Source organism: Campylobacter sp. CFSAN093233, assembly GCF_011068165.1.
Lineage (GTDB): Bacteria > Campylobacterota > Campylobacteria > Campylobacterales > Campylobacteraceae > Campylobacter_D > Campylobacter_D jejuni.
In genome coordinates this window covers 73,525-95,045 of sequence record NZ_JAAMWY010000009.1, presented here as the reverse complement: position 1 = coordinate 95,045, position 21,521 = coordinate 73,525, and the positions used below count along the sequence as shown (strand labels likewise).

22 protein-coding genes, 1 other RNA gene and 1 pseudogene are annotated in these 21,521 nt (G+C 30.6%); 13 read left to right on the top strand and 11 right to left on the bottom strand.

Annotated elements, in window-relative coordinates:
* Positions 1 to 3: 3 nt before the first annotated feature.
* Complete coding sequence (locus FBF15_RS08880) at positions 4 to 705, bottom strand: SIMPL domain-containing protein (RefSeq protein ID WP_165434636.1); 702 nt, start codon at positions 703 to 705, stop codon at positions 4 to 6.
* Positions 702 to 1,904: a multidrug effflux MFS transporter gene (locus tag FBF15_RS08875; protein ID WP_038816983.1), complete on the bottom strand. Its 1,203-nt coding sequence runs from the start codon at positions 1,902 to 1,904 to the stop codon at positions 702 to 704. Before FBF15_RS08875 ends, FBF15_RS08880 begins: the two co-directional genes overlap by 4 nt.
* Positions 1,905 to 2,006: 102 nt before the next feature.
* On the opposite strand from FBF15_RS08875, the gene FBF15_RS08870 reads away from it, so the two are divergent.
* Positions 2,007 to 3,356, top strand: a complete 1,350-nt coding sequence (locus FBF15_RS08870; RefSeq protein ID WP_002913269.1) for a DUF2130 domain-containing protein — start codon at positions 2,007 to 2,009, stop codon at positions 3,354 to 3,356.
* Between the two features lie 23 nt (positions 3,357 to 3,379).
* On the opposite strand, the gene FBF15_RS08865 is transcribed toward FBF15_RS08870, so the two are convergent.
* The 3 genes from FBF15_RS08865 to typA form a co-directional block, all read right to left on the bottom strand.
* Positions 3,380 to 4,423 (bottom strand): c-type cytochrome, encoded by a 1,044-nt coding sequence (locus tag FBF15_RS08865; RefSeq protein ID WP_002859743.1) that lies wholly within the window; start codon positions 4,421 to 4,423, stop codon positions 3,380 to 3,382.
* Between the two features lie 177 nt (positions 4,424 to 4,600).
* Entirely contained in the window at positions 4,601 to 5,248 is a 648-nt protein-coding gene (locus FBF15_RS08860) for a hypothetical protein (RefSeq protein WP_002866317.1), read from the bottom strand.
* On the bottom strand, positions 5,248 to 7,056 hold the full coding sequence (gene typA / locus FBF15_RS08855) for a translational GTPase TypA (protein ID WP_002799607.1): 1,809 nt from the start codon (positions 7,054 to 7,056) through the stop codon (positions 5,248 to 5,250). The genes FBF15_RS08860 and typA overlap by 1 nt, the downstream gene beginning before the upstream one ends.
* A 134-nt stretch (positions 7,057 to 7,190) precedes the next feature.
* Between typA and FBF15_RS08850 the strand changes: the two genes are divergently transcribed.
* From FBF15_RS08850 to FBF15_RS08835, 4 genes are read left to right on the top strand one after another with little or no spacing between them, the layout of a single operon-like run.
* Positions 7,191 to 7,514 carry a hypothetical protein gene (locus tag FBF15_RS08850; protein WP_038816826.1) on the top strand — a complete coding sequence of 108 codons (324 nt, stop codon included), beginning with the start codon at positions 7,191 to 7,193 and terminating at the stop codon, positions 7,512 to 7,514.
* Positions 7,515 to 7,529: 15 nt separating this feature from the next.
* Positions 7,530 to 9,323: a flagellar hook-length control protein FliK gene (locus tag FBF15_RS08845; protein ID WP_072233161.1), complete on the top strand. Its 1,794-nt coding sequence runs from the start codon at positions 7,530 to 7,532 to the stop codon at positions 9,321 to 9,323.
* A 52-nt stretch (positions 9,324 to 9,375) separates the two neighbouring features.
* Entirely contained in the window at positions 9,376 to 10,260 is an 885-nt protein-coding gene (locus tag FBF15_RS08840) for a flagellar basal body rod modification protein (RefSeq protein ID WP_002805290.1), read from the top strand.
* 3 nt (positions 10,261 to 10,263) lie between these two features.
* Positions 10,264 to 11,901, top strand: coding sequence for a flagellar hook protein FlgE (locus FBF15_RS08835; RefSeq protein WP_052776160.1), 1,638 nt, complete (start codon positions 10,264 to 10,266; stop codon positions 11,899 to 11,901).
* Positions 11,902 to 11,904: 3 nt separating this feature from the next.
* Here FBF15_RS08835 and FBF15_RS08830 read toward each other — a convergent pair whose 3' ends face one another.
* A complete protein-coding gene (locus FBF15_RS08830) occupies positions 11,905 to 13,776 on the bottom strand; it encodes a flagellar assembly protein A (RefSeq protein WP_165434635.1) in 1,872 nt (623 codons plus the stop codon).
* Positions 13,773 to 14,495 carry a bacteriohemerythrin gene (locus tag FBF15_RS08825; protein ID WP_002867885.1) on the bottom strand — a complete coding sequence of 241 codons (723 nt, stop codon included), beginning with the start codon at positions 14,493 to 14,495 and terminating at the stop codon, positions 13,773 to 13,775. The genes FBF15_RS08830 and FBF15_RS08825 overlap by 4 nt, the downstream gene beginning before the upstream one ends.
* A 182-nt stretch (positions 14,496 to 14,677) precedes the next feature.
* On the opposite strand from FBF15_RS08825, the gene ffs reads away from it, so the two are divergent.
* From ffs to FBF15_RS09935, 6 genes are all read left to right on the top strand, one after another.
* An RNA gene (gene ffs, locus FBF15_RS08820) (signal recognition particle sRNA small type) lies at positions 14,678 to 14,775 on the top strand.
* Positions 14,776 to 15,001: 226 nt separating this feature from the next.
* Positions 15,002 to 15,151 carry a hypothetical protein gene (locus FBF15_RS09995; protein WP_002857729.1) on the top strand — a complete coding sequence of 50 codons (150 nt, stop codon included), beginning with the start codon at positions 15,002 to 15,004 and terminating at the stop codon, positions 15,149 to 15,151.
* A gap of 222 nt (positions 15,152 to 15,373) precedes the next feature.
* Positions 15,374 to 15,718, top strand: a complete 345-nt coding sequence (locus FBF15_RS08810) for an anion permease (protein ID WP_002851927.1) — start codon at positions 15,374 to 15,376, stop codon at positions 15,716 to 15,718.
* Positions 15,661 to 15,876, top strand: a complete 216-nt coding sequence (locus tag FBF15_RS08805) for an anion permease (RefSeq protein ID WP_002867887.1) — start codon at positions 15,661 to 15,663, stop codon at positions 15,874 to 15,876. Before FBF15_RS08810 ends, FBF15_RS08805 begins: the two co-directional genes overlap by 58 nt.
* Positions 15,791 to 16,054, top strand: a complete 264-nt coding sequence (locus tag FBF15_RS09990; RefSeq protein WP_002867888.1) for an anion permease — start codon at positions 15,791 to 15,793, stop codon at positions 16,052 to 16,054. The genes FBF15_RS08805 and FBF15_RS09990 overlap by 86 nt, the downstream gene beginning before the upstream one ends.
* 122 nt (positions 16,055 to 16,176) lie before the next feature.
* Positions 16,177 to 16,398, top strand: a complete 222-nt coding sequence (locus FBF15_RS09935; RefSeq protein WP_002887116.1) for an anion permease — start codon at positions 16,177 to 16,179, stop codon at positions 16,396 to 16,398.
* 51 nt (positions 16,399 to 16,449) lie between these two features.
* On the opposite strand, the gene mnmA is transcribed toward FBF15_RS09935, so the two are convergent.
* From mnmA to FBF15_RS08775, 4 genes are all read right to left on the bottom strand, one after another.
* Entirely contained in the window at positions 16,450 to 17,466 is a 1,017-nt protein-coding gene (gene mnmA, locus FBF15_RS08790; protein ID WP_038816839.1) for a tRNA 2-thiouridine(34) synthase MnmA, read from the bottom strand.
* Positions 17,466 to 18,071 carry a TIGR00730 family Rossman fold protein gene (locus FBF15_RS08785; RefSeq protein WP_002851677.1) on the bottom strand — a complete coding sequence of 202 codons (606 nt, stop codon included), beginning with the start codon at positions 18,069 to 18,071 and terminating at the stop codon, positions 17,466 to 17,468. Before FBF15_RS08785 ends, mnmA begins: the two co-directional genes overlap by 1 nt.
* Positions 18,072 to 18,191: 120 nt before the next feature.
* The gene (locus tag FBF15_RS08780) at positions 18,192 to 19,340 is read right to left on the bottom strand and encodes a hypothetical protein (protein ID WP_002859749.1); all 1,149 of its coding nucleotides are present in this window, start codon (positions 19,338 to 19,340) and stop codon (positions 18,192 to 18,194) included.
* A 69-nt stretch (positions 19,341 to 19,409) separates the two neighbouring features.
* On the bottom strand, positions 19,410 to 19,925 hold the full coding sequence (locus FBF15_RS08775) for a hypothetical protein (protein ID WP_002870295.1): 516 nt from the start codon (positions 19,923 to 19,925) through the stop codon (positions 19,410 to 19,412).
* A 132-nt stretch (positions 19,926 to 20,057) separates the two neighbouring features.
* On the opposite strand from FBF15_RS08775, the pseudogene FBF15_RS08770 reads away from it, so the two are divergent.
* A pseudogene (locus FBF15_RS08770) lies at positions 20,058 to 20,912 on the top strand (hypothetical protein).
* The gene (locus tag FBF15_RS08765; RefSeq protein ID WP_002867895.1) at positions 20,897 to 21,493 is read left to right on the top strand and encodes a C39 family peptidase; all 597 of its coding nucleotides are present in this window, start codon (positions 20,897 to 20,899) and stop codon (positions 21,491 to 21,493) included. Before FBF15_RS08770 ends, FBF15_RS08765 begins: the two are co-directional and overlap by 16 nt.
* Positions 21,494 to 21,521 lie beyond the last annotated feature (28 nt).

Below are 21,521 nucleotides of genomic sequence, written 5' to 3'. Positions count from 1 at the left end.
TCATTAGTCTTTTAAGTAGTATTCTATAGTAGAAACCACTCTTATGGTTTTGATGTAAGGTGTGTTTTTATCTCTGTTGCTGATGCTAAATTGTCCTTGAGAAGCCTTTTTTATCTTGCCTAGATGGCTGTTTGAATCTTGTGCGAATTTTATCGCTGCATTTCTAGCATTGAGCGTTGCTTCTTCTATCATTTGCGGTTTTATCTTATTTAGCTTGGTGTAAAGGTATTCTATGTCATAATTATCGATTTTCGTTACTATGCCAAATTTTGCAAGACTTGAAATGTTTTCTAGTATGCTTTTTCCAAGTTTTACGTTTTGCGTATAGATGAGTAAATTCGCAGTGCCTATGTATCGGTATGTAGCTTGAGTGTCGTTGCCATAAGGATCGCTTAAACGATCTATGATGTTTGGCGAGTTGTAGCTGATCTCATCTTCTTTTACGCCTTGTTCTTTTAAAAATTTGATGATATTTTCTTTATCTTGTTCTAGTTCTTCGTATAAATTTGTAAGATTGTTGTTTGATCTTGTGAATTTTATAGGAAGTATCAAAGTATCTGCTTCGACTTCTTTTTGGCTTAAACCCTTTACACTTACACTTCTTTCAAGAGTTTTAAAATCACTTAAAGCCTTGTTAAATCCAAAAGCTAGAATCAAACTCGCCAAAACTATGGCTAAAGCCATAAAGATATTATTTGTTTTCATTTTTTATCCTTTATTTTGATTAGAAAATATATCATATTTGCAACCAATACGCAAGCACACATTACAAAAGCAAGGATTATCGGCGTATTTGCGTTAATAGCCCCAACCACAAAAGAAATAAGTCCTGCAAAACCAAATTGCACCGTTCCAAGCACCGCAGAAGCAGTTCCGCTATGTTCTTTAAACCTTGCCATAGCCAAAGTCGTGGTATTGGGTGCGATGAAACCAAGCATAGCGATACTTGTAAAAATACTAAGCTCAAAAAGCAAGAAATTTGGGTGAAAAAAGGCATTTGCAAGTAAAATCACAGTCGATATAAACATTATCATCAAAGCTTTTGCCAAAATTTTTTCGCTTTCGTATTTTAAAACCAATCTCGCATTGATATTTGCACAGATGACAAAACCTAAAGCATTTGCCCCAAAAAGCAAGGCAAATTTTTGCTCACTTAAGCTAAAAAACTGCGTAAAAACAAAGCTTGATCCTGTGATATAAGCAAACATCGCCGCCAAAGCAAAAGAAGCACATAGTATATAAACTAAAAAGCGTTTATCGCTTAAAACAAATTTGTAGCTTTTCATCGCTTCATGATGGGAAAATTTTTTGTTTTTAAGATGAGGTGCGGATTCTTTTAAACCAAAAAGTATCATCAAAAAAAGCAAAATTCCCAAAGCAAACAAAGTCGCAAAAATACTATGCCATGAAAAATACTCTAGCAAAATTCCCCCAAAAGTTGGCGAAAGCATAGGAGCAAGAGAACTAAAAACCATCATCAAAGCAAAAATCCCTGCAGCTTCTTTGATCTCAAACAAGTCATTGACAATAGCCCTTGCGATAACCACACCTGCACAACCCCCAAGTGCTTCAAAAAATCTCAAAGCGATAAAAGCATAAATATCATCGATAATCATACAAAACAAACTCGAAACGATGAAGAAAAATATCCCCACCAAAGCTGGAATTTTACGCCCAAAAATATCACTTAAAGGCCCATATATAAGCTGTCCTAAAGCAAAAGCGATAAAAAAACTTGCGATACTAAGTTGGGTTAAAAAAGAATTAGTTTGAAAACTTTGCTCCACATGAGAAAGTGCAGGCAAATACATATCTGTAGAAAGTGGTGCTATGCTTGACATCAAAGCAAGGATAACGATGAGTTTAAATTTAGCAAAGCCGTGAATTTTGGTGTGTTTTTGCATTTGTAATCCTAATTATTCTAAAAGAATGATTTTAACAAGTCAATCTTAGAATAATCTTTGTTTTTCTATGTTAAATTTAGGGAAAAATTCTAAGGAAATTTTATGCAAAATTTAAACCAAAATGAACAAATCAAATGCCCAAGTTGTGGAAGTTTTATCGATATCAGCGCTGCTTTATATGCTCAAATTTTAGATAAAGCTAAGCAAGAAATGCTAAAACAAAAAAAAGAATTTGATGATGAGGTAAATGCTAAAAGAGCTGAATATACCAAAGCTTTAAATGATTTAAAAACTCAAAAGATAGAACAAGAAAAACTCATAAACGAGCAAGTAAGCCAAAAGCTTCTTTTAGAAAAGCAAAAATTTGAACAAGAACTTCTTATACAAAAGCAAAATTTCCAAAAAGAATTCAGCGAGAAATTTAACAAAGAGCATGAAAATGAAATGAAAATCATGCAAGAAGAACTCGAGAAAAAAAGCAAAGAGCTTAGCGAGTTTTTAAGCATAAAGGCTGAAAATGAAAGGCTAAAAAGAGAGCAAAAAGAAAATGAAGAAAGATTGAAATTTCAAGCCAAAGAAGAGGCTTTTAAAGAATTTAAAGAACAAGAAAGCAAAAATTTGGAATTTGAAAGAGAAAAAATGCGTCTTGAATTTCAAAAAAATACTCAAGAACAAGATCTTAAGTACAAAGAACTAGAAACGAATTTTAAAAGTGTAGCTCAAAAGCTAGAAGACGCACAACGCAGGATAGAACAAGGCTCACAGCAACTCCAAGGCGAAGCAGCCGAACTACTCATAGAAGAATACATACAAAGTGAGTATTTAAGCGATGAAGTAAAAGAAGTGCCAAAAGGCGTAAATGGAGCCGATTGTCTGCATATAGTAAAGGATAATTTTGGAAATATTTGCGGAAGTATTTTATATGAGAGCAAACGCACTAAAGAATTTAACAAAGAATGGCTTGATAAACTTAAACTAGACAGCATAGCTGCAAAAAGTGATATAGCGGTTTTGATTACAAAAACTATGCCAAAAGATAAAGAAAAAACGCATTTTAAAGAAGGAATTTTGATCTGTACTTTTAATGAATTCAAAGGTGTTTTAGCAGTGCTTAGAGAAAGCATTATAAACGCTTATAAACTCAAAAATGCCCTGCAAAACAAAGATGAAAAAAATCACATTTTATACGAATACTTAAATTCCAAGGAATTTAACACGCAAATCACTTTTATACTCAAAACTTACCAAAATATGAAAGAAGAGTTAGAAGCTGAAAAAAGGGCTTTGCAAAATATATGGAAAAAAAGAGAAAGAGCTATAGAAAATCTAAGTTTTAATTCCACTGCCATAGTGAGTTCTTTAAACGCGATATTTAGCGACTTACAAGGTGGAAATTTGATAGGCGAAGAAGGGATTAAAAGTCTTGAAAATTTAGCAAAAGATGAGGATTAATTTTGGGCTAAGCCCAAAATTAATCATTCTCCTGGGAAGTGATTTGGATTTTTCCAAGGTCCGTATTTTACTTTTATGTATTCTTTAGGGTCTAAATTTTGTTGTGGTGAAGCAAAATACTCAGGTTTTAATGATGGGGATTTGCTATAAGCTGTATCAAGTCCTGCACGATTTTCTGTAGTGGTTATAGGCATTCTTACAAAACCTGTATTGACATAAGCTGCTATATCCAGTGCATCTTCATCGCTTAATATAGGATTATCCGCACTCGCACCAAAAGGCATGGCTGATTTTAAAAATCTTGCTAAAAATGGTATCATAGCCATGTGTCCACCATCAGGATAGATAAGTAAAGATGGATATAAATGTCCGCTACCTTGTTCGTAATTATCATTTTTTACCCCAAGTCCTCTTTCGCCATGGCAAGCAACGCAATTTTCTTCAAAGAGTTTTTTTCCACGCACAGGGTCAGCTGGGCGATTTGGAAAATTCATCTTAGCGAAAAAATCTCCTTCAAGCTTTACGCCGTCTTTGATGCCATAAGCTTCTTTTAGCCATTTAAAATAAGCTAAAATTGCTTTCATTTCTTTAGAATCATTAGGAAATCTATGAGAGTCAGTTCCACCCATTCCGCGAATTCTATCTTCAACAGAGATGATTTTCATCGTTTCTATATCAAGTTTTGGATAATTGTTTAGGACATTTAAAAATGGAATAACATATTTTTTTGTCCCTGGTAAACCATTGCCGTCATTGTCCATGTGACAGGAAATACAGTTTACTTCGTTGCTTGTCTTTTTTAGCTTGCTATAGGGTCCTAGAGTACTTTCTGTCTTGCTTAAAAGCTCTATGCCATAACGGATTAAATCCCCTTGCTTACCTTTTGGAACATCATTGATGCTTAAATTTTTATTTGGCCATTCTTGCACAGGTCTTTTGGAAAGTTCCTTAAAATACTCTACTCCTTCCTTGTCGCTTAATTCTTCTCCTACTTTGTAATCACTCACGCTTTTAGCACTAAGACTCAAACTAAGACATAAACCAAGCAATAAAATGTGTTTTTTCATGATTTTCCTCCTTTTTATTTGCAGTTCAAATTGATTTTAGTGTATTTTTTCTTAAATATTAAGCATAATAAGAATAATTTAAATAAAATTAAATTTTAAAGTGTTACTAAAAGTAATATATATTTAAAGTATATAATTAATATTTATTAAAATTTTATGATATTAACTTTATATTAATTATTTAAATAATTTATTTTTTATAGAATTTAGATTTTCTTCTAAATCTTTGAAATTGCTTTCTAAATCTTTTTTTATATCTATAAAGAAAGGATTGCTTAAAGTAGCAATAAGATAATGATTTTCTTTAGAAAAAACATGATTTAAAGTGAAATTTTTATCTTGAAGTTTGATATAAATTTGCTCTTCATTTTCAAAGCTAGGATTTTTGTTTGCACTTAAAATTTCGAGCAAAATTCCGCAAAAAAAGCGTTTATTTTCGTCCAAAAACTGAATATCATAAATTTTAAAATCCTTAAATTCAAAGCAGTTTTGACTTTTAAATTCTTTCAAATCCTTTGTAAGTCCTAATTTTAAAAAGTCTTTTTGGCTTAAACTTTGCTTTTTAAATTTTGCCCCAAAACGACGTAAAAATAAATTTAAAGCATTAATTTGTAATTCTTTTTGTGCGAGTTTTAGTTTTTTGGCTGTAAAACGAAAGAAAAAAACACCTACAAAAACAGCTAAAATTACTGCGATTAAGGCATCTCTTATAAAAACAAAGGCTAAAAAACCTACAAGTAAGGCTTCGATAATGCTTAGGAATTTTAAGATTCCTAAGCGTTTAAGTATATAAAGTCTATTATTTTCTAAGCTTTTTAAATCCATTAAGATTTTGCTTTTTCCATTCTTTTTCTTTGAGTTGGGTCAAGATAGCGTTTGCGAACACGCACATTTACAGGTGTAACTTCTACAAGTTCATCTTCTTCTATCCACTCTAAAGCTCTTTCAAGACTTAATTTTCTAGGTGGCACAAGTTTGATTGCATCATCGCTTCCACTTGCTCTTACATTGGTAAGATTCTTTCCTTTGATAGGATTAACATCTAAATCATTTGGACGAGAGTGCTCACCTATAATCATACCGGTATAAACTTTAGTTTGAGGCTCTATGAAAAGTACTCCACGCTCTTGAAGGTTAAACAAAGAATACCCTAAAGCCACGCCATTTTCCATAGAAATTAACGCTCCATTATTACGCTTTTCAACCGCACCGCTAAAAGGACGGAATTCTAAAAAGCTATGATTCATCACGCCTTCGCCTTTGGTATCAGTTAAAAACTGACTTCTAAAACCTATAAGTCCGCGTGCTGGAATTTCAAACTCAAGCCTTGTTTGTCCATCGCCCGTTGGCGCCATGGTTTTCATTTCAGCTTTTCTTTTGCCAAGTTTTTCTATTACCGCACCGCTAAATTCTTCAGGCACATCGATAACTAAATGTTCAAAAGGTTCTGTTTTAACTCCATCTTCAACCTTTACGATAACTTCAGGTCTTCCCATACAAAACTCAAAACCTTCACGACGCATATTTTCAGCTAAAATAGTGATTTGAAGTTCGCCCCTACCGCTTACTTTAAATTTGCCTTCGCCTGTGCTTTCGTATTTCATAGCGATATTAGTTTTCATTTCAGCTTCTAAGCGTTCAGCGATTTTATTTGAAGTTACATGTTTTCCTTCAGTTCCTGCTAATGGGCCATCATTTACAGAAAATACTATACTTAAAGTCGGCTCTTCAATGTGCAAAGGATCAAGTGGCATAGGATTGTTTGGATCTACAACGCTATCACCCACATCTAAAGCTTCAAAACCTGCTATAGCTACGATATCTCCACTTCCTGCTTCTTCAATATCCATTTTTTCTAAGCCCATAAAGCCAATGAGTTTTGAAATTCTACCATTTACTTTGGTGCCATCAGCTTTTGCAAGCATTACGCTTTGGTTTTTCTTCACAACCCCATTGAAAATTCTAGCAATGCCTATTTTACCTACAAAATTATCATACCCTAAAGTGAAAACTTGAAGTTGTAAAGGATTGTCATTTGTGCCACTTGGTGCTGGAACGCGTTCAAGTATGGTTTTAAAAAGTGGCTCCATATTATCACTTTCATCGTTTAGATCAAGCTTAGCATAACCATTTTTTGCTGCAGCATAAACTATGGCAAAGTCAAGTTGCTCATCGTTTGCATCTAGGGCTACAAAAAGATCAAAAATTTCATTGATCACTCTTTCAGGATCAGCAGCTGGTTTGTCGATTTTGTTGATTACAACTATAGGTTTAAGCCCTAAAGATAAAGCTTTTTTAACCACGAATTTAGTTTGTGGCATAACGCCTTCTTGAGCATCCACCAAAAGCAAAACTCCATCAATCATTTTTAAAACGCGTTCTACTTCTCCGCCAAAATCAGCATGCCCTGGAGTATCTATGATGTTGATTTTTGTACCTTTGTAATTGATCGCTGTGTTTTTTGAAAGTATGGTAATGCCACGTTCTTTTTCTATATCGTTGCTATCCATAACGCGTTCTGAAATTTGTTCTCTTTCGCTAAAGGTGCCTGATTGTTTTAATAATTCATCTACCATAGTGGTTTTACCATGGTCAACGTGAGCTATAACTGCTATATTTCTAATGTTTTCCAAATTTTCTTCTCCAAAGCTAAATTTTTAAAAGCTTAGATTATACAAAAATTTAACTTAAACTACAAAGCATCAAAACTTGGAACACTTCTTGCTTTAAAGACTTGTGAAATTAAAATTTTAAAAAGGAAGTTAAAATGTCAAAACCATTAAATGAAGAGATTTTTATTGAATTTAAAAGCGATTTAGCTGAGAGAAAAAATGAAGTTTTGCTTCAAGTTTTAGAGCTTTTAGAAACTTTTAGATCAGATGAAAACGAAAAAATGGCAAGAATTTCAAGTGAGCTTACAGAAATTTTAGAAAATGAAGAAAATTTAGAGAAAATTTTAAATGCTAAAAATTTAGAAGAGCTTTTAAATATCTTAACTGCTTTAAATGAAGATAAGATGATTAAAGTATATGAAGATTCTTATTTGAAAGAAAAATTTCCTAATGTAATGGTAGATAAATTTTTAAAATAATTTTTTGAAGGAAAAGTGATGTCAAATTTAGCTCCGCAAAATGATGTTTTAAATCTTACGCCGAGTAAAACTTCTACTACTAGCAGTTCTTTTAGTAAAACTAGTAAAAATAAAGAACATGAAAGTAGTGATAGTAAAAATTCAACTCAAGATGATACGGAAAGTTTTTTAAATTCTTTGCTTAATTCTATCAATGAAACCAATGAATTTTTACCTGATCATATGAAGATCAGTCAAAAAGAAGTTGTTAATGAAGCGATGAGCAGACTTCAAAAAGGAGCTTTTGATGAGAGCGATAAGATAAGCATTTTCGAATCTGCTTCTTTTATGCAAATTCTTTCTTTGTTAGATAAGCTAAAAACAGATACAGCAGATGTTAAACTAGCAAATCTTTCTACTCAACTTTCAAGTCTTATTAAAACAGAGGCTAATTTTAATGCTTTAAAAGGTGCATCAAATCTTAGTGAGCTTTTGGACATAGCTAAAGATCTGGGCTTAAATGTAAAAAATATTAAAGTAGATCGTCTTCTTGATCTTAAAGCAACTTTTCCAAATTTAGATAAGGCTGATTTTTTTAAGGGTGCTGTGGATAATGTTTTTAAAGAAATCATCAATAATAAAATTTCCAATGTGAGTAAAAATTTAAATCACAATTTAGAAAATACAACTCATACTACAAGCACTCATTCTATGCAAAAAACAAATTCTAAAGATAGCGGTTCTTTGCTTTCTCAAACTTTAAAAAATTTAGATTCCATACTTTCATCCAAAGAAAGCAAACACGAAAAAAACGATAAAGTTAAATCAAAAATAGAAGAAGATACCACAGATGCTAAAAATACTTTAAAAAATATCAAAAATGATGAGTTTGCAAAAAATTTAACAGAAGAGTTAAATATAAAAGATCAAAAAAACCAAGATAATTTAAATAAAGAAAGCAAAGACTTAAACAAAGATTTTAATAAAGAGTTAAATAAAAATCAAGAAAAAAACAATTTAAATCAAGAAAATATACAAGATCAAAATAAAAATTTAAAGAACAATGATCAAAATTTAAATCTTGATAAAAATTTAAATAAAGAAATTGTTAAAGATACTCAGAATTTAGTTTCCAATTTAACACAAAAAGATTTTAATCTAAATAAAGAGTCTAAAAACAACAACAAAGAAAATAAAGATATAAAACAAAATTTCTTTGATCAAAAATTAAATTTTGAAAATTTAAATAAAACTCAAGTAGTTCAAAACAAAGAGAATAATGCAAATTTTAATAACAATACTACTAATAAAGAAACTTTTACTCAAGAGCAAACAAAAACGCACAGTGAAAATGTAGATAAAAATAGTTTAGATGAGTTAAATTCTTTAGTCAAAGACTTAAATAAAGTAACACAAAACAATGCTCGCAATATCACTCCTAAAGAGACTTTGCAACATTTTTCACAAGATTTAAAAGAGGCTGTAGATCAATATAAAGCGCCTATTACTAAACTTAGCATCACTCTAAATCCTAATAATCTTGGAGAAGTGGAGGTAACTTTGATACAAAGAGGCAATAACCTTCATATCAATTTCAACTCCAATACCAATGCAATGAATTTGTTTATCCAAAATCAAGCCGAGTTTAAAAATTCTCTTGTAAATATGGGATTTACTGGACTTGAAATGAATTTTAGTGATCAAGGTAAAAGAGAGCAAAATCAAAATCAAGGAAAAAATCGTAGTGGATATGGTTTTAAAGATGCTTTAGATGGAAAAAATGAAAGTGAAAAAGTCAATCTAGAGCTTGTTTTAGCGAAGTATTTTTAATTGGAACACTTATTGCTTAAATAATAAAAAACTAAATAAAAAGGAGTTTATAATGATATCATCATCGGATTGGAATTTAAATACCACTGCTACAACTTCAGGTACTACTTCTTCAGGAAGTACTAGTGGAACAACTAGAACAGATTCAAGCAGTAGCTCAGGAATAGTAAGCAATCCAAACGCTACCTTAGATAAGGATGCGTTTTTAAAACTTCTTTTGATAGAGCTTCAACATCAAGATCCAACAGATCCTATGGATAGCGATAAAATGCTTACTCAAACTTCGCAGCTTAGCGCACTTGAAATGCAGCAAAATACCAATACAACTATGCAAAAAATGGTTGAAACTATGCAAAAGCTTTCTGATTCTTTTAGTACAAGTATGAGTACTTCAGCTTTAGGGGCTATTGGTAAAATGGCAACTGTTTCAGATAATAAAATCAAACTTACAGGTGCAGATGAGCTTATTGCTCTTAAAATGTATTTGCCTGAAGATTCTGATGAAAACGGTGTTACGCTAGAAATTTATGATAGCAATAATAAACTTGTTTTCAGTGAAAAAAGCGATGCTAAATCTATTTCTCAAGGTTTATTTACTATGGAGTGGCCAGGAAGAAATAACGATGGGGTTTATGCAGGTGATGGTGAGTACACTGTTAAAATGGTTTATAATAATAAAAATGGTGAAAAAATCACTGCAAATTACGGAACTTATCCTATCGAAGGTGTTGTTTTTAAAGATGGTGTTGCCTATGCAAAAATGGCTGGACAAGAAGTTCCTTTTGATGCAATACAAGAAATAACAGATTATAAGCTTGGTTCATCTTCATCTACTGGAGGAAGCGGTTCAAGTGGAGACTCAAGTGGTGGTTCAAGCGATGGAGATTCTTCTGGGTCTGGATCTACAGAAGATGGCGACAAAGAGGAAAAGGCATAAGCCATGATGAATTCATTTTATAATGGGATTTCTGGAGTAAAAAGCAATAGCTTTGGTATTGATATCACTGCTAATAACATAGCAAATGTCAATACCACGGGCTTTAAATACTCTGATGCTCAATTTAAAGATATTTTTTATACTACCATAACAACCCAATCAACCAACCCTGCTCAAGGTGGTTATGGTAGCGGTGCAGCATCTTCTCAAGTTGTTTTCGAACAGGGTTCTCCTGTTGCAAGTGATGGCGAATTTGATGTGGCTTTGCAAGGAAAAGGATTTTTTGGGGTTTTAGGGGCTGATGGCAATGCTTACTATACTAGAAATGGATCATTTAGAAGAGATGCCAATGGATATTTGGTAGATTCTTATGGAAATTTTGTTTTAGGAACAATGAATCCTGCTTTTACTGGTATTAACTATAGCGATAGAGTTGCTGGGCTTATGGGGGATTATCTTAACACAGGAACTCCGGTAAATAATGGTTTTACTGTAAATTCAAATAATTCTTTCAGTATAGGCACAACCGCTTCTCAAGGGGCTATTAAAGTACCTGTGAATATGTATTTACCTCCTCAAGTAACTCAAAATGTAAAATGGAGTGGAAGTTTAAATACTAACACAACAACAGAAGTAGTTAAAGTAGATCTTGATCCTAGTAAATTTAACATTACAAAAACTGAAGATGGAAAATATGTAGTTAGTGGTAGTGTTAGCAAAGAAGATGTGTTTAGTGCTAAAGCGGGTGATAGGATTATTTTAAATTTCACTGATGATAATGGCGTAAAAACAAGCTTTGAAGCGACTTTAGATGAAAATCTAAATTTTAAAAGTAACGAGCTTGATTTAAAAGGATTGGATGAAAATAGCATCAAGCTTGATACAGCTCAAATTTCAACAGAGCAACAAAAAGCCAATAAAGATATTTTAGAATCCCCTATTTATAATGCAGATGGAAGTAAAAGCACTTTAAGGGTTACACTTGAAAGAGTTTTACCGCAAGAAGGCGATAATATACAATATAAAGCTATTGCACAAATTTATGATTCTAATGGCAATGCCGTAGGCAACCCGACTGAAGGAAATATGGTTTTTGATAAAAATGGTGCTTTGCTTCAAAACAATATTACAAGCATTGCAAATCCAAATGGTGGAACAATTAATATTGATTTAGGTTCTCCTTATGATGCTAACAAGCCTGGTTCGGGTTATAGTGGGATTTATATTAAAGAAGGCGTCGAAAAAAATGTAGTTACACAACAAGATGGTGTAGCTGAAGGGTTTTTTGAACAATATAATATATCCGATGATGGAAGTATTGTTGCGCAATTTAGCAATGGTAAAAATGCCATAGTTGGAAAGCTTGCTTTATATAATTTTATCAATGAGCAAGGATTGGCTGCTATGGGAGATAATATTTTTGCAGCAACGGCAAATAGCGGTGATGCAAGCTTTATTATGAAAGATGGTCAAGTTGTTAATACAGCCAAATTTAAAGGCGGATTCTTAGAACAATCAAATGTTGATTTAAGCACAGAGCTTTCAAACCTTATCGTAACTCAAAAAGCTTTTGATGCAAGCTCAAAAAGTATTACTACAAGTGATCAGATGATACAAAAAGCCATTAATATGAAAAGATAATTTTTAGGAATTATCTTTTTCTAATTTTTCAAAAATAATTTTAATTTCTTCTATATCACTTTCGCTATAATTATGGCTTGATTTAATATAACTTACTTGCTGCCCTTTTTCAAGATATAAAACCTTTTCATAGTCTTTTAAATTTATATGATGTTTTAATTCAAGGTTGGTGTTTGTTTTAGGATAAAATTTTAAAAAATTATCCTTTCCGATATTTTTGGCTTTTATGTATATTTTTACATTGTAAACCATTTCATTTAAGAAATTTAATTTCGCATCAATTTGATATTTTAATTTTATAAGTTTTTTATACAAGATGCTAAGATGATTGTATTTTTTTATGATATCGTGATAAAGATTTGAAAATTTCATTTCTATAGCACTAGGATTTTTAGTCTTTTGAAGTTTGATGATTTTGATTTGATTTTTGATTAGATAATCATAATAATTTTGCATTTTGCTTATGGTGTCATCAAGCTTACTTTTTATTTTAAGGCTTAGGTTTTTAAGATTTTCACATTCTGTATCTGAGTTGTTTTCAATAGAAACTAGTGGCGAAACTACGATATTGTTTTTAAATTTTATATTGTTTGCTATGATTAGATTTTTTCTTGGATATAAAGTATTATCTGTTAGTAAATTGCAAATATAAATATTTTCTGCTTCTATTTTTCCACCCATGCAGTTTTCAACAAATACATTTTTAGCTATAATTGTCCCATTTTCTAAATTTTTTATATATACAGTGTCAGCCTGCAAAGTTCCTTTGTGTATTGCAACAAAAACATCTTGTGCAAAAATTTCGCTTTTTGCATGAGTTAAGCCTTTTATGCTGATATTTTTTCCATAAAGTTTTGTCGCTCCAATGCTCCCATTTACTTTTATATCTGAAGCTTGAACATTTACAATACCTGATTTAATAGCATCATCGCTTATATCAAAATTAGTGATTTCTAAGTTTATATTTTCATTGGTATTTGTTTTGATTGAACCGGTTGTTTTAAGCCCTACTTGCGATAATTTTAAATTGTTTATAACGCTATATCCTGAGTGGTCTTTATTTAAAAATCCATAATTGGCGCTAAAATATTTAATTCTATCTTCTAGTTCTTCTACATAAATGCTTTCATCTTTTATGATAAAAGGATTATTAAGAAAGGCTATTGGATTTAAATGAAGGATTTCTCCTCTTAAATTTCTACCTTCTTTTCCAAGAATTCTATAAATGTATTCAAAAAGTAGCTCATTTTTTTCAATAGGTTTGCAGTAGTTCCCTTCATCATAGTTAATATTTTCGTCAAAACATTCTTCGTTAACATCTCTATGATAAATAATTTCATCACTTTTATGTTCAATCTTATCTACACCTTTGGCAATTTCAAGCTCTATTTCTTTAATAGATGGACTTTTTTGTATTGATAAGATAAAATCATCAATCTTGTCAAATAAATTTTTATCAAGTCTTAAGATTAAAAATTTTTGTTTGATCATTATTTTGTAGATATTTTGCAAAATATCAAATTTTAAATTAGGATAATATTTAAAATTTTCTGTAAGGTTGATACTGGCTTTTAGATGGGTTAGGTTGGAGTTGGATCTAAGTTTGACTGTAAAAGGAAAACTTTGGGTTTTTGGGTAAATTTCTATAAGAAATTTTTGCACTATGGTATTGTAGTTTTTTACAAAAAAATCATCTGCATAAAATAAGTCAAAATCCTTTCTTTCATAAGTTTTTGTTTTTGCTGGTTTTACACTAGAACACAGAAGTTTAAAATCTATAACTCTAAAATCAAGAATTTGTTCTGTGTTTGCTTGTTCATGATTTAAACTTTCAAAAGGATTGAAAGTTTCTAAGGTTTTTACTTGAAAATTCATCTATCCCCCCCCATATCATTTTTTTGAGTCGTGAAATGGTGATTTTGTAGTGCATCTTCAAAAATAGCATTGAATTTTTCGAAATTTTGATTCAAATCAAAATAATCCAAATGAACTAAAATTTGCCCACATTTTTCGCACTTTAAGGTATTTTCTTTGCTAACAAGCTCTTGATGTATAGTCTGTGGAACTGCATGGATACGCAAAGAACAATTGCAAATATAATCATGAGTTTTTTCAGCTCTTAGGTCTTGTTTGATTGATTTTAGTTTTATGTATTGTTCTAAGGTATAATGGATTTCTTGAAGGTGTAGGGTTTTTTTTGTAAAATTAGCTATCCATAAATCTTCATTAGCAAAATGATCTAAAATCCAATCTTTGGTTAATATGGAAAGTTCTTGAGACATTTTTACAATATCATTTGAGTGTTCTAAAAGCTCTTTAGTTTTTTCTACTAATATTTGATGAGATTTTTTATGTTCTTCAATTAAAGGAAAATCAATGCTTTCCATAAATTTTTCTTCATCTTTAAAATGAATTTTGATGTATTGAAATAGCTTTACAAGAATTTGTTTTAAATCATTTTTGTGTTGTGTATTATTATCTTGAATGTTTAGAGCTAAATCATTTGCAAGATTGGTAATTTCAAAAATTAGTTCGTGTTGTTTGTCTAATTGCATATTTTTAATGCTAAAATCTCTACTCCATTTAACTTTCATATTTTTTCCTTGCGATATAAATTATTTTTATATCGTATTTTTAGAGAATAAAATAATAGTTTTTATAAATAAATTTTAAAAAATGTATAAAATTTTAACCAATTTATTATTTATATATTATTTTTTTAGTTTTATAATTCTCAAGGCTTTTTAAGTATATTGTGATATAATTTTAGAGCCTTTTCTTAGACCTGTGCAATGCTATTTTTAAGCACCGCTTCAGGGTGGGAACACAGCAGAGCACTTGATTTTAGTGTGTGCCGCAGTTATCTGGGGAAGGGTTTTATTCATTTTAAAATTCCCTATTTATTTTTCAATCAGGCTAGCTTTTTTATAAATTAAAAATTTATTTAAAAATTATAATTTTAAGATTTATTAAAATATTAGTTAACTAGAATTTCATTACCAATATCAAAAGATAAACAATGGATAGAAAGAAAATTCCCTTGTTGGTGCTGCGTATTTTATTGCAGCTGTGTTTTGGCCTATACCTACTCCTTGTAGGTTTGGAAGATAATTCTTGGCATTTTCTTGGGCTTTTTATTGCTGTGATTATGGCAGTGATTTTACAAGTAATGCCTTTGGGGCCTGTTTGTATGATAGCTATTGCCATAGTAGCTCTTAGTGGCATTACCACTACCCAATTGAAAATCTAAGTAAAATTTACACCAAAGCTACTTCGAAAACTTCTACGCAACAACTTATTGATGAGACTAAAATTTCCTTTAAATACTTCAGTACTTGATTTTTTATATCAAAAGAGTATAAGATGAAAAGGTAAATACTGCTATATCAAATTTAAAATCTAAAACGGGTATAAAAGACGCTTTAAGTGGTTTTTCAAATTCTCTTATTTAGCTTATAGTTATTCTATTATTGTGGCTCGTGGAGTTATTAAAACAGGACTTGGAGAGCATTTGGCTTATCATTTTATCAGTATTCTTGGTAAAAAAACCTTAGGTATTGCTTATTCTATAGCTTTTTGTGAAACTATTTTAGCTCCAGTTACTCCTTCAAATACTGCAAGAGCAGGGGCTATCATAAATCCTATAGTTCAAGTTATTGCAAGAAGTTTTAAATCCACTCCTGAAGATGGAACACAAAATAAAATAGGCACTTATCTTTCTTTGGTAAATTATCAAGAGCCAATCCTATTTCATCAGCTATGTTTATTACAGCTACAGCTCCAAATCCTTTGGTGCTTTATTTTCTCTCTCCGCTAGAAATTAAATCCACGCCTAATGCTTCTACTTTTGCTAAAGATAAATTAAAAGAACTTGTAAAAATGAAAAATAGTGAAAAAATCATTCTCAGTGTTTTTGTCTCGCTTTTACTTTTATGGGCTGGAGCTTTGGGCTTGTTTTTTTGGAATTTCTCTTGATGCGACTAGTGTGGCTTTGCTTGGGTTGTCTTTGGTGTTGATTAGTGGAGTTTTAACTTTTGGGGAAGTTTTGGCTGAAAAAGCTGCTTGGAATACTTTAGTATGGTTTTCAGCTCTTGTAATGATGGCAACTTTACTTGGCAAACTTGGCGTTACACAGTTTTTAGCTGAAGCTTAAGGTGAATTTGCTTCTGCTATGGGACTTGGGGAAATTTCTATTATGATATTTTTAAGCCTTGCTTTTTTTATATACACACTATTTCTTTGCTTCCATTACAGCTCATATATCAGCAATGTTTTTTGTTTTTTATAGTGCAGCTTGCCTTAGGAGCACCACCACTTTTTTATGCTTTTATTATGATAGCTTCAGGTAATGTTATGATGGCATTAACTCACTATGCAATAGGAACAGCTCCTGTTATTTTTGGAACAGGCTGTGTAACTCTTAAAAAATGGTGGAGTACAGGTTTTGTGATTTCCATAGTTGATATAGTAGTGATGATAGCTGTTGGGCTTGTTTAGTGGAAAATTTTAGGATTTTATTAATAATTTCTAGGAATTAATTCCTAGAAATTATTCTATAAAACCACTTGCTATGACTTTATCATGATCATAAAAGACTGCCATTTGTCCGCTAGCAAGCCCATAAACAGGATCTTTTAGGATGATTTTTGCACTTTTATCTTCATAAATTTCTACCTTGCAAGGTGTGGATTTTGAACGATAGCGGATTTTTACTTCGCAATCAAGCTCTTTAGCGTCTATAAAAAGATTGATATTTTTTAGGTTAAATTCACTGATTTTAAGCTCTTCTTTTGTTCCTACGATGATTTGATTTTGCTTAGGATTGATTTTTAAAACAAAATGTGGCTCATGTGCTCCACGCACTTCAAAACCTCTTCTTTTGCCTATGGTATAGTGCATATAGCCCTCATGTTTGCCTACTACTTTTCCGCTACTATCTAATACTTCTCCAGGAATTTTTGTATCCATAAACTGATCTAAAACTTGCACATAAGTATCTTCAACAAAGCAAATTTCAGAACTTTCCTTTTGGGTGGCAAAAGATTTTAAAACCTCTATAGTGGAAGCAAATTTTTTCACATCTTCTTTTTTTATTTCGCCTAGCGGAAAAATAAGATATTTTAAAGCTTCTTTATCTGCACTGGCCAAAAAATAGCTTTGATCCTTGCTTTCATCTACTGCGGTTTTTATTAAGTTGTTTTCAAGTCTTGCATAATGCCCTGTGGCAAGTTTTTCACAACCTAAACTTTTAGCAAATTCTAAAAGTTTTCCAAGTTTGATAAAACGGTTACATAAAGCGCAAGGATTTGGTGTTTTACCCTCTTTATAAGTATCCACAAAAGGCATGTAAACTTTGTTTTTAAAATCTTCTTGTAAGTCTAAAATATGATAAGGAATTTGCAAAAAGTTTGCAACTTTTTCTACTTTTTTGATATTTTCTTCGTGATAATTTGGTTTGCCATGAAGTTTCATATAACAACCTATAACTTCATGACCTAAATTTTTAAGTTTGTAAGCAGTGACTGTACTATCAACTCCACCGCTCATAGCGACTAGAATTTTCATTAAATTTCCTTTAAAGTATTAATTATAAAATCCAAGTCGTCAGTGATTTTATACTTTAACTCATCTCCTTTAGAAATCACTTCAAGTTTGAGTAAAGAATTTCTGACGAACTCATCAAAACCTCGCCAAAATTCACTCCCAAACAAAATAATAGGAACATCTTTTTTAAATTCTAATTGTTTTAATGTAAGAATTTCACACAATTCATCAAGTGTTCCAAAGCCGCCTGGGAAGATCACAAAAGCTAGACTCTTTTCAATAAGAGCCATTTTGCGTATGGCTAAGCTCTCAAAAGTAATATTATATTCTACAAAATCATTAAGTTTTTGCTCGTGAGGTAAAAATATATTAAACCCTACAGAACTCATTGAATTTGTATTATTTTTTTGTGAAAAAGCACCTTCGTTGGCTGCACGCATAATACCACCACCTCCACCACTTATCACACAAAAACCATTTTGAACACATTTTTGTGCCAAAATTTTAGCCTGCTGATAATAAAAATTATCTTCTTTAAGCCTTGCTGAACCAAAAAAAGTTACGGCATTTTTTAGGTTTGGTATGTTAGCAAATTTTTCTAAATCTTGGCTTATTTTTTCATTCATTTTTCAACCTTTAGTTAAAATAAATTCCATTCTAGCTAAAAATTTATAATAAGTTCTTTATTATATAAGTTTTAATAGGTTTATTTTATTAAGATTAGGAATTTAAAGACTTTTAAATCCTTAAGCTTTAATATCTATACTTTTTTGTGCAGTATTTTGAGAAATAATTTTGTTAAATTCTCCTGTGTTATCATCACTAAATTTCATACCAAAAAGAAGTTCTAACTCATCGCTTGTGCCAAATTTATTTTCCAGTAGCTTTTTTAAAAGCTCATTCATTTTATTATCATCTTTATAGGTTTCGCTTGAACTTTGCGCTTGTATAGGTTTAAATGGCTTTTTTTTGTCTTCTTCTGAAGTTTCTTTGTTATTTGTATTTTTTGTAGGATTGTTTAAATTTTCTTTTTGTTCTAGTATTTTTTGTTTAAAATCATCAATGCTCATATCTGAATTTAATAAATCAAAAAGCTTAAAAATATCTCCTTTAAAATTCATACTATTTTCACTTATGAATTTGTTTAAATTATCAATTTCACTTTGACTCATAGTTTTATCAAATCCTTGCATTTTGCCTAAAATACTTGTTTGTCCTTCGATAAAATAGTTTTTTGCTTGAAATCCAGTAAAGAAAGTCATAAAAATACCACTTTTTGTTATAGTTTTATCATTATTACTATAAGGAGTAGGATCTATTAAAGAATATTTAAAAATATCACTTTTATCATCAAGTGAGAAAAAAGTCATTATTTTTATATTATGGGAAGTCGGAGAGTAATTTTGATAATTAGACATAAAATCTTTATACTCTTTATCATTTAAATTATATTTTTTATTTATCTCCAAAGTATTTTGATTAAATTCGAAACCTTGTGGTATTTTTACTAAGTCTTCTTTTGTAAAATTGATTTTATTGTTTAACTCATCATTTAAAAGTTGTGAAAATACTTTATAAGCATTTCCTATACTTTTTGCTATATCAATATTAATATAACTTGATAATAGACTTTTTGTTTGAATATTAACAAAATTTTCTATATCTTTAGCATAAATCTTATAATCTTTTGGTAAGCCTGCAGCTTCGTTAAAATCGCTTGTAAAAAAGCCATCTTTATCTACGCCATATCCTAGCATTTTACTTACTGCCCTAGATTTATCGCTTACAAGGCTTGAGTTATCATTTGCAACATTAGATGATTTTATATTTGAAGTATTATTACTAAAAGTATTTGTGTAATTGTAGCTTGAATAAGAATTTATACCATTAATCATTTTTACCTTCCTGTAAGTAAAGTTTTATTTATAAGATAAATCGGCAAAAATGATTTTTTCATAAGTTTTTTATCTTCTAGCTCTAGCAGTCCAGCCACCAAGATTACTTTCAAATTGAGTTTTATATTTCATAGTTAATTCTTTAATAACCTGATTATTATTTAAAATCTCACTCGAATTAACTCTATGCAACCCCGTTTGTCTATCAAGTAGTGCAACACCATAGTTAAAAAGAACATAAGGTTTTCCCGAGCTTGATATTGCGATATTTCTTTTTACTGTATAACCTAAAAATGTATTTGAAAAAGTGTTATCGCCAGTTACGGTATAAATGGCTACCAACTGTTTATATGTTGTTGTATTATCTGGAATAGCTAATGCTATATATTCAGAATTTCCAAGTTTGCTTGTAAGAACTTGATATCCACCCTTAACTTGTTTCATCTCATCTAAATTAAGAGCCTTAACTCCTTGAGAATTATCACTTAAAGCACCATTACTAACCTTAGCTAAAAAATCCCCAGCAAAAGCAGAACTTGTAAATAAAGAACCCAAAATTAAACAATTTACTAATTTTTTTAACATATAATTCTCCTTTTCTTAACTATTTTACTCTTTATTTGAATAATATCATAAATTATATATTAAAATCAAATTTTTTTATTTGGAACATTCATTGCTTTAAAAAAATTTTTTAAAATATTTAGAAAGGTAACAATGAAAAAGATTTATTTAACATTTATGGTTTTAGTCAGTTGTGTTTTTGCTAGTGATGAACTAAATATAGACAGTTTGTTTAAAAAGCAAATAGGTTTAAGAAGTATTACAAGCTTTTCTTTACTTAGCACAGGAAATGCAAACTCGTATTCTCTTTATCCTAATATAACAATAGGCGGAGATCCTACAATTTGGAATGATACAAAGCAAGTGTTTTTAACTCAAACTTTCATTTATACCATAACACCTAAGTTTGACATACTTATTTCAGGGGGCGGAAGTTATGCAAGACAAGAATATACAAACTTTTTTACAAATGAGTATTCTAGTAAAAACAGAATAGGTTTTGATAGTTTATGACTAGGTTTTATTTATACAGGCGATAGCATTGCAGATTTAATTCCACAAATTACCTTTCAAGCTGCAGTCGTTCAAAGAGAAAAAGCAGTCAATCAAACCAAAAACTTTTACCTAAAATCACAAAGCTTACAAGCTAGTCTAAGGGGATATAGCGATCCTGTTGTATATAGCATTTATACCGGCTTTGGTTATAACCAATCAAGAAAATTTAAAACCCTTAAAATAGAGTATGGAAATAGTATTTATGTGGGTGGGGATTTATCTATTATTCTAAGTCCTAAAATTACTTTAGATTTAGGAGCAGAGCAAAGATTTCAAACCGAGCAAAAAATTAATGGTTATCAAAATTCTGAAGTGCGTTCTATTCCAACTTTAAGTTTAGGTTCTACTTATAGCATTAATTCAGATACCGCAGTTTCTGTTAATGCTAGTTTTGGAGGAAGCTCTGCTTCTCCTGATAGCATATTTGGGATAAGCTTATGGAAAAAATTCTAAAAATTTTATTATTTTTACCCATTCTTACTTTGAGTGCAAAAGCGGAATGGGTAGTTAAATCCTATCAAGAAATTAAAAACGAAAGAGTAATAAGGCAAACTTACGAGCAATCTTGTGGGGCTTCATCTTTGGCAACTTTACTCAATATACTTGATGATAAAAAGTTTGATGAACTTGAACTTTTAAAGATTATGAGTGGACAGGAACTTTATACGGATATGGTAAGCTTTGCAGATTTAAGCGATGCAGTTAAAAAACTAGGCTATGAAAGCAATTCATATCAAATCAATAGAGAAAACTTGGATAAACTTGTAAATATTCCAATGCTTGTAAAAATTGAAGATGATCCACGCTTTCCACATTTTGTTATAATTATCAATCATAAAGGTAATTATTTACAAGTGCTTGATCCAAGTCATGGAGAATATATAAGTTCTAAAAGTCAATTTTTTAGTATTTGGGATAGATATAATAAAGGTGGTTATGCTTTAATTGTTGCTCCTAAAAAAGAGCTAAAACCTTTTAAGTTAAATACTCCAAAATCTTTACATTTTGATTTCAGCCCTTTTAGTTTGTTTTAGTTTTAATTCGTTTATATTTATTATTCTT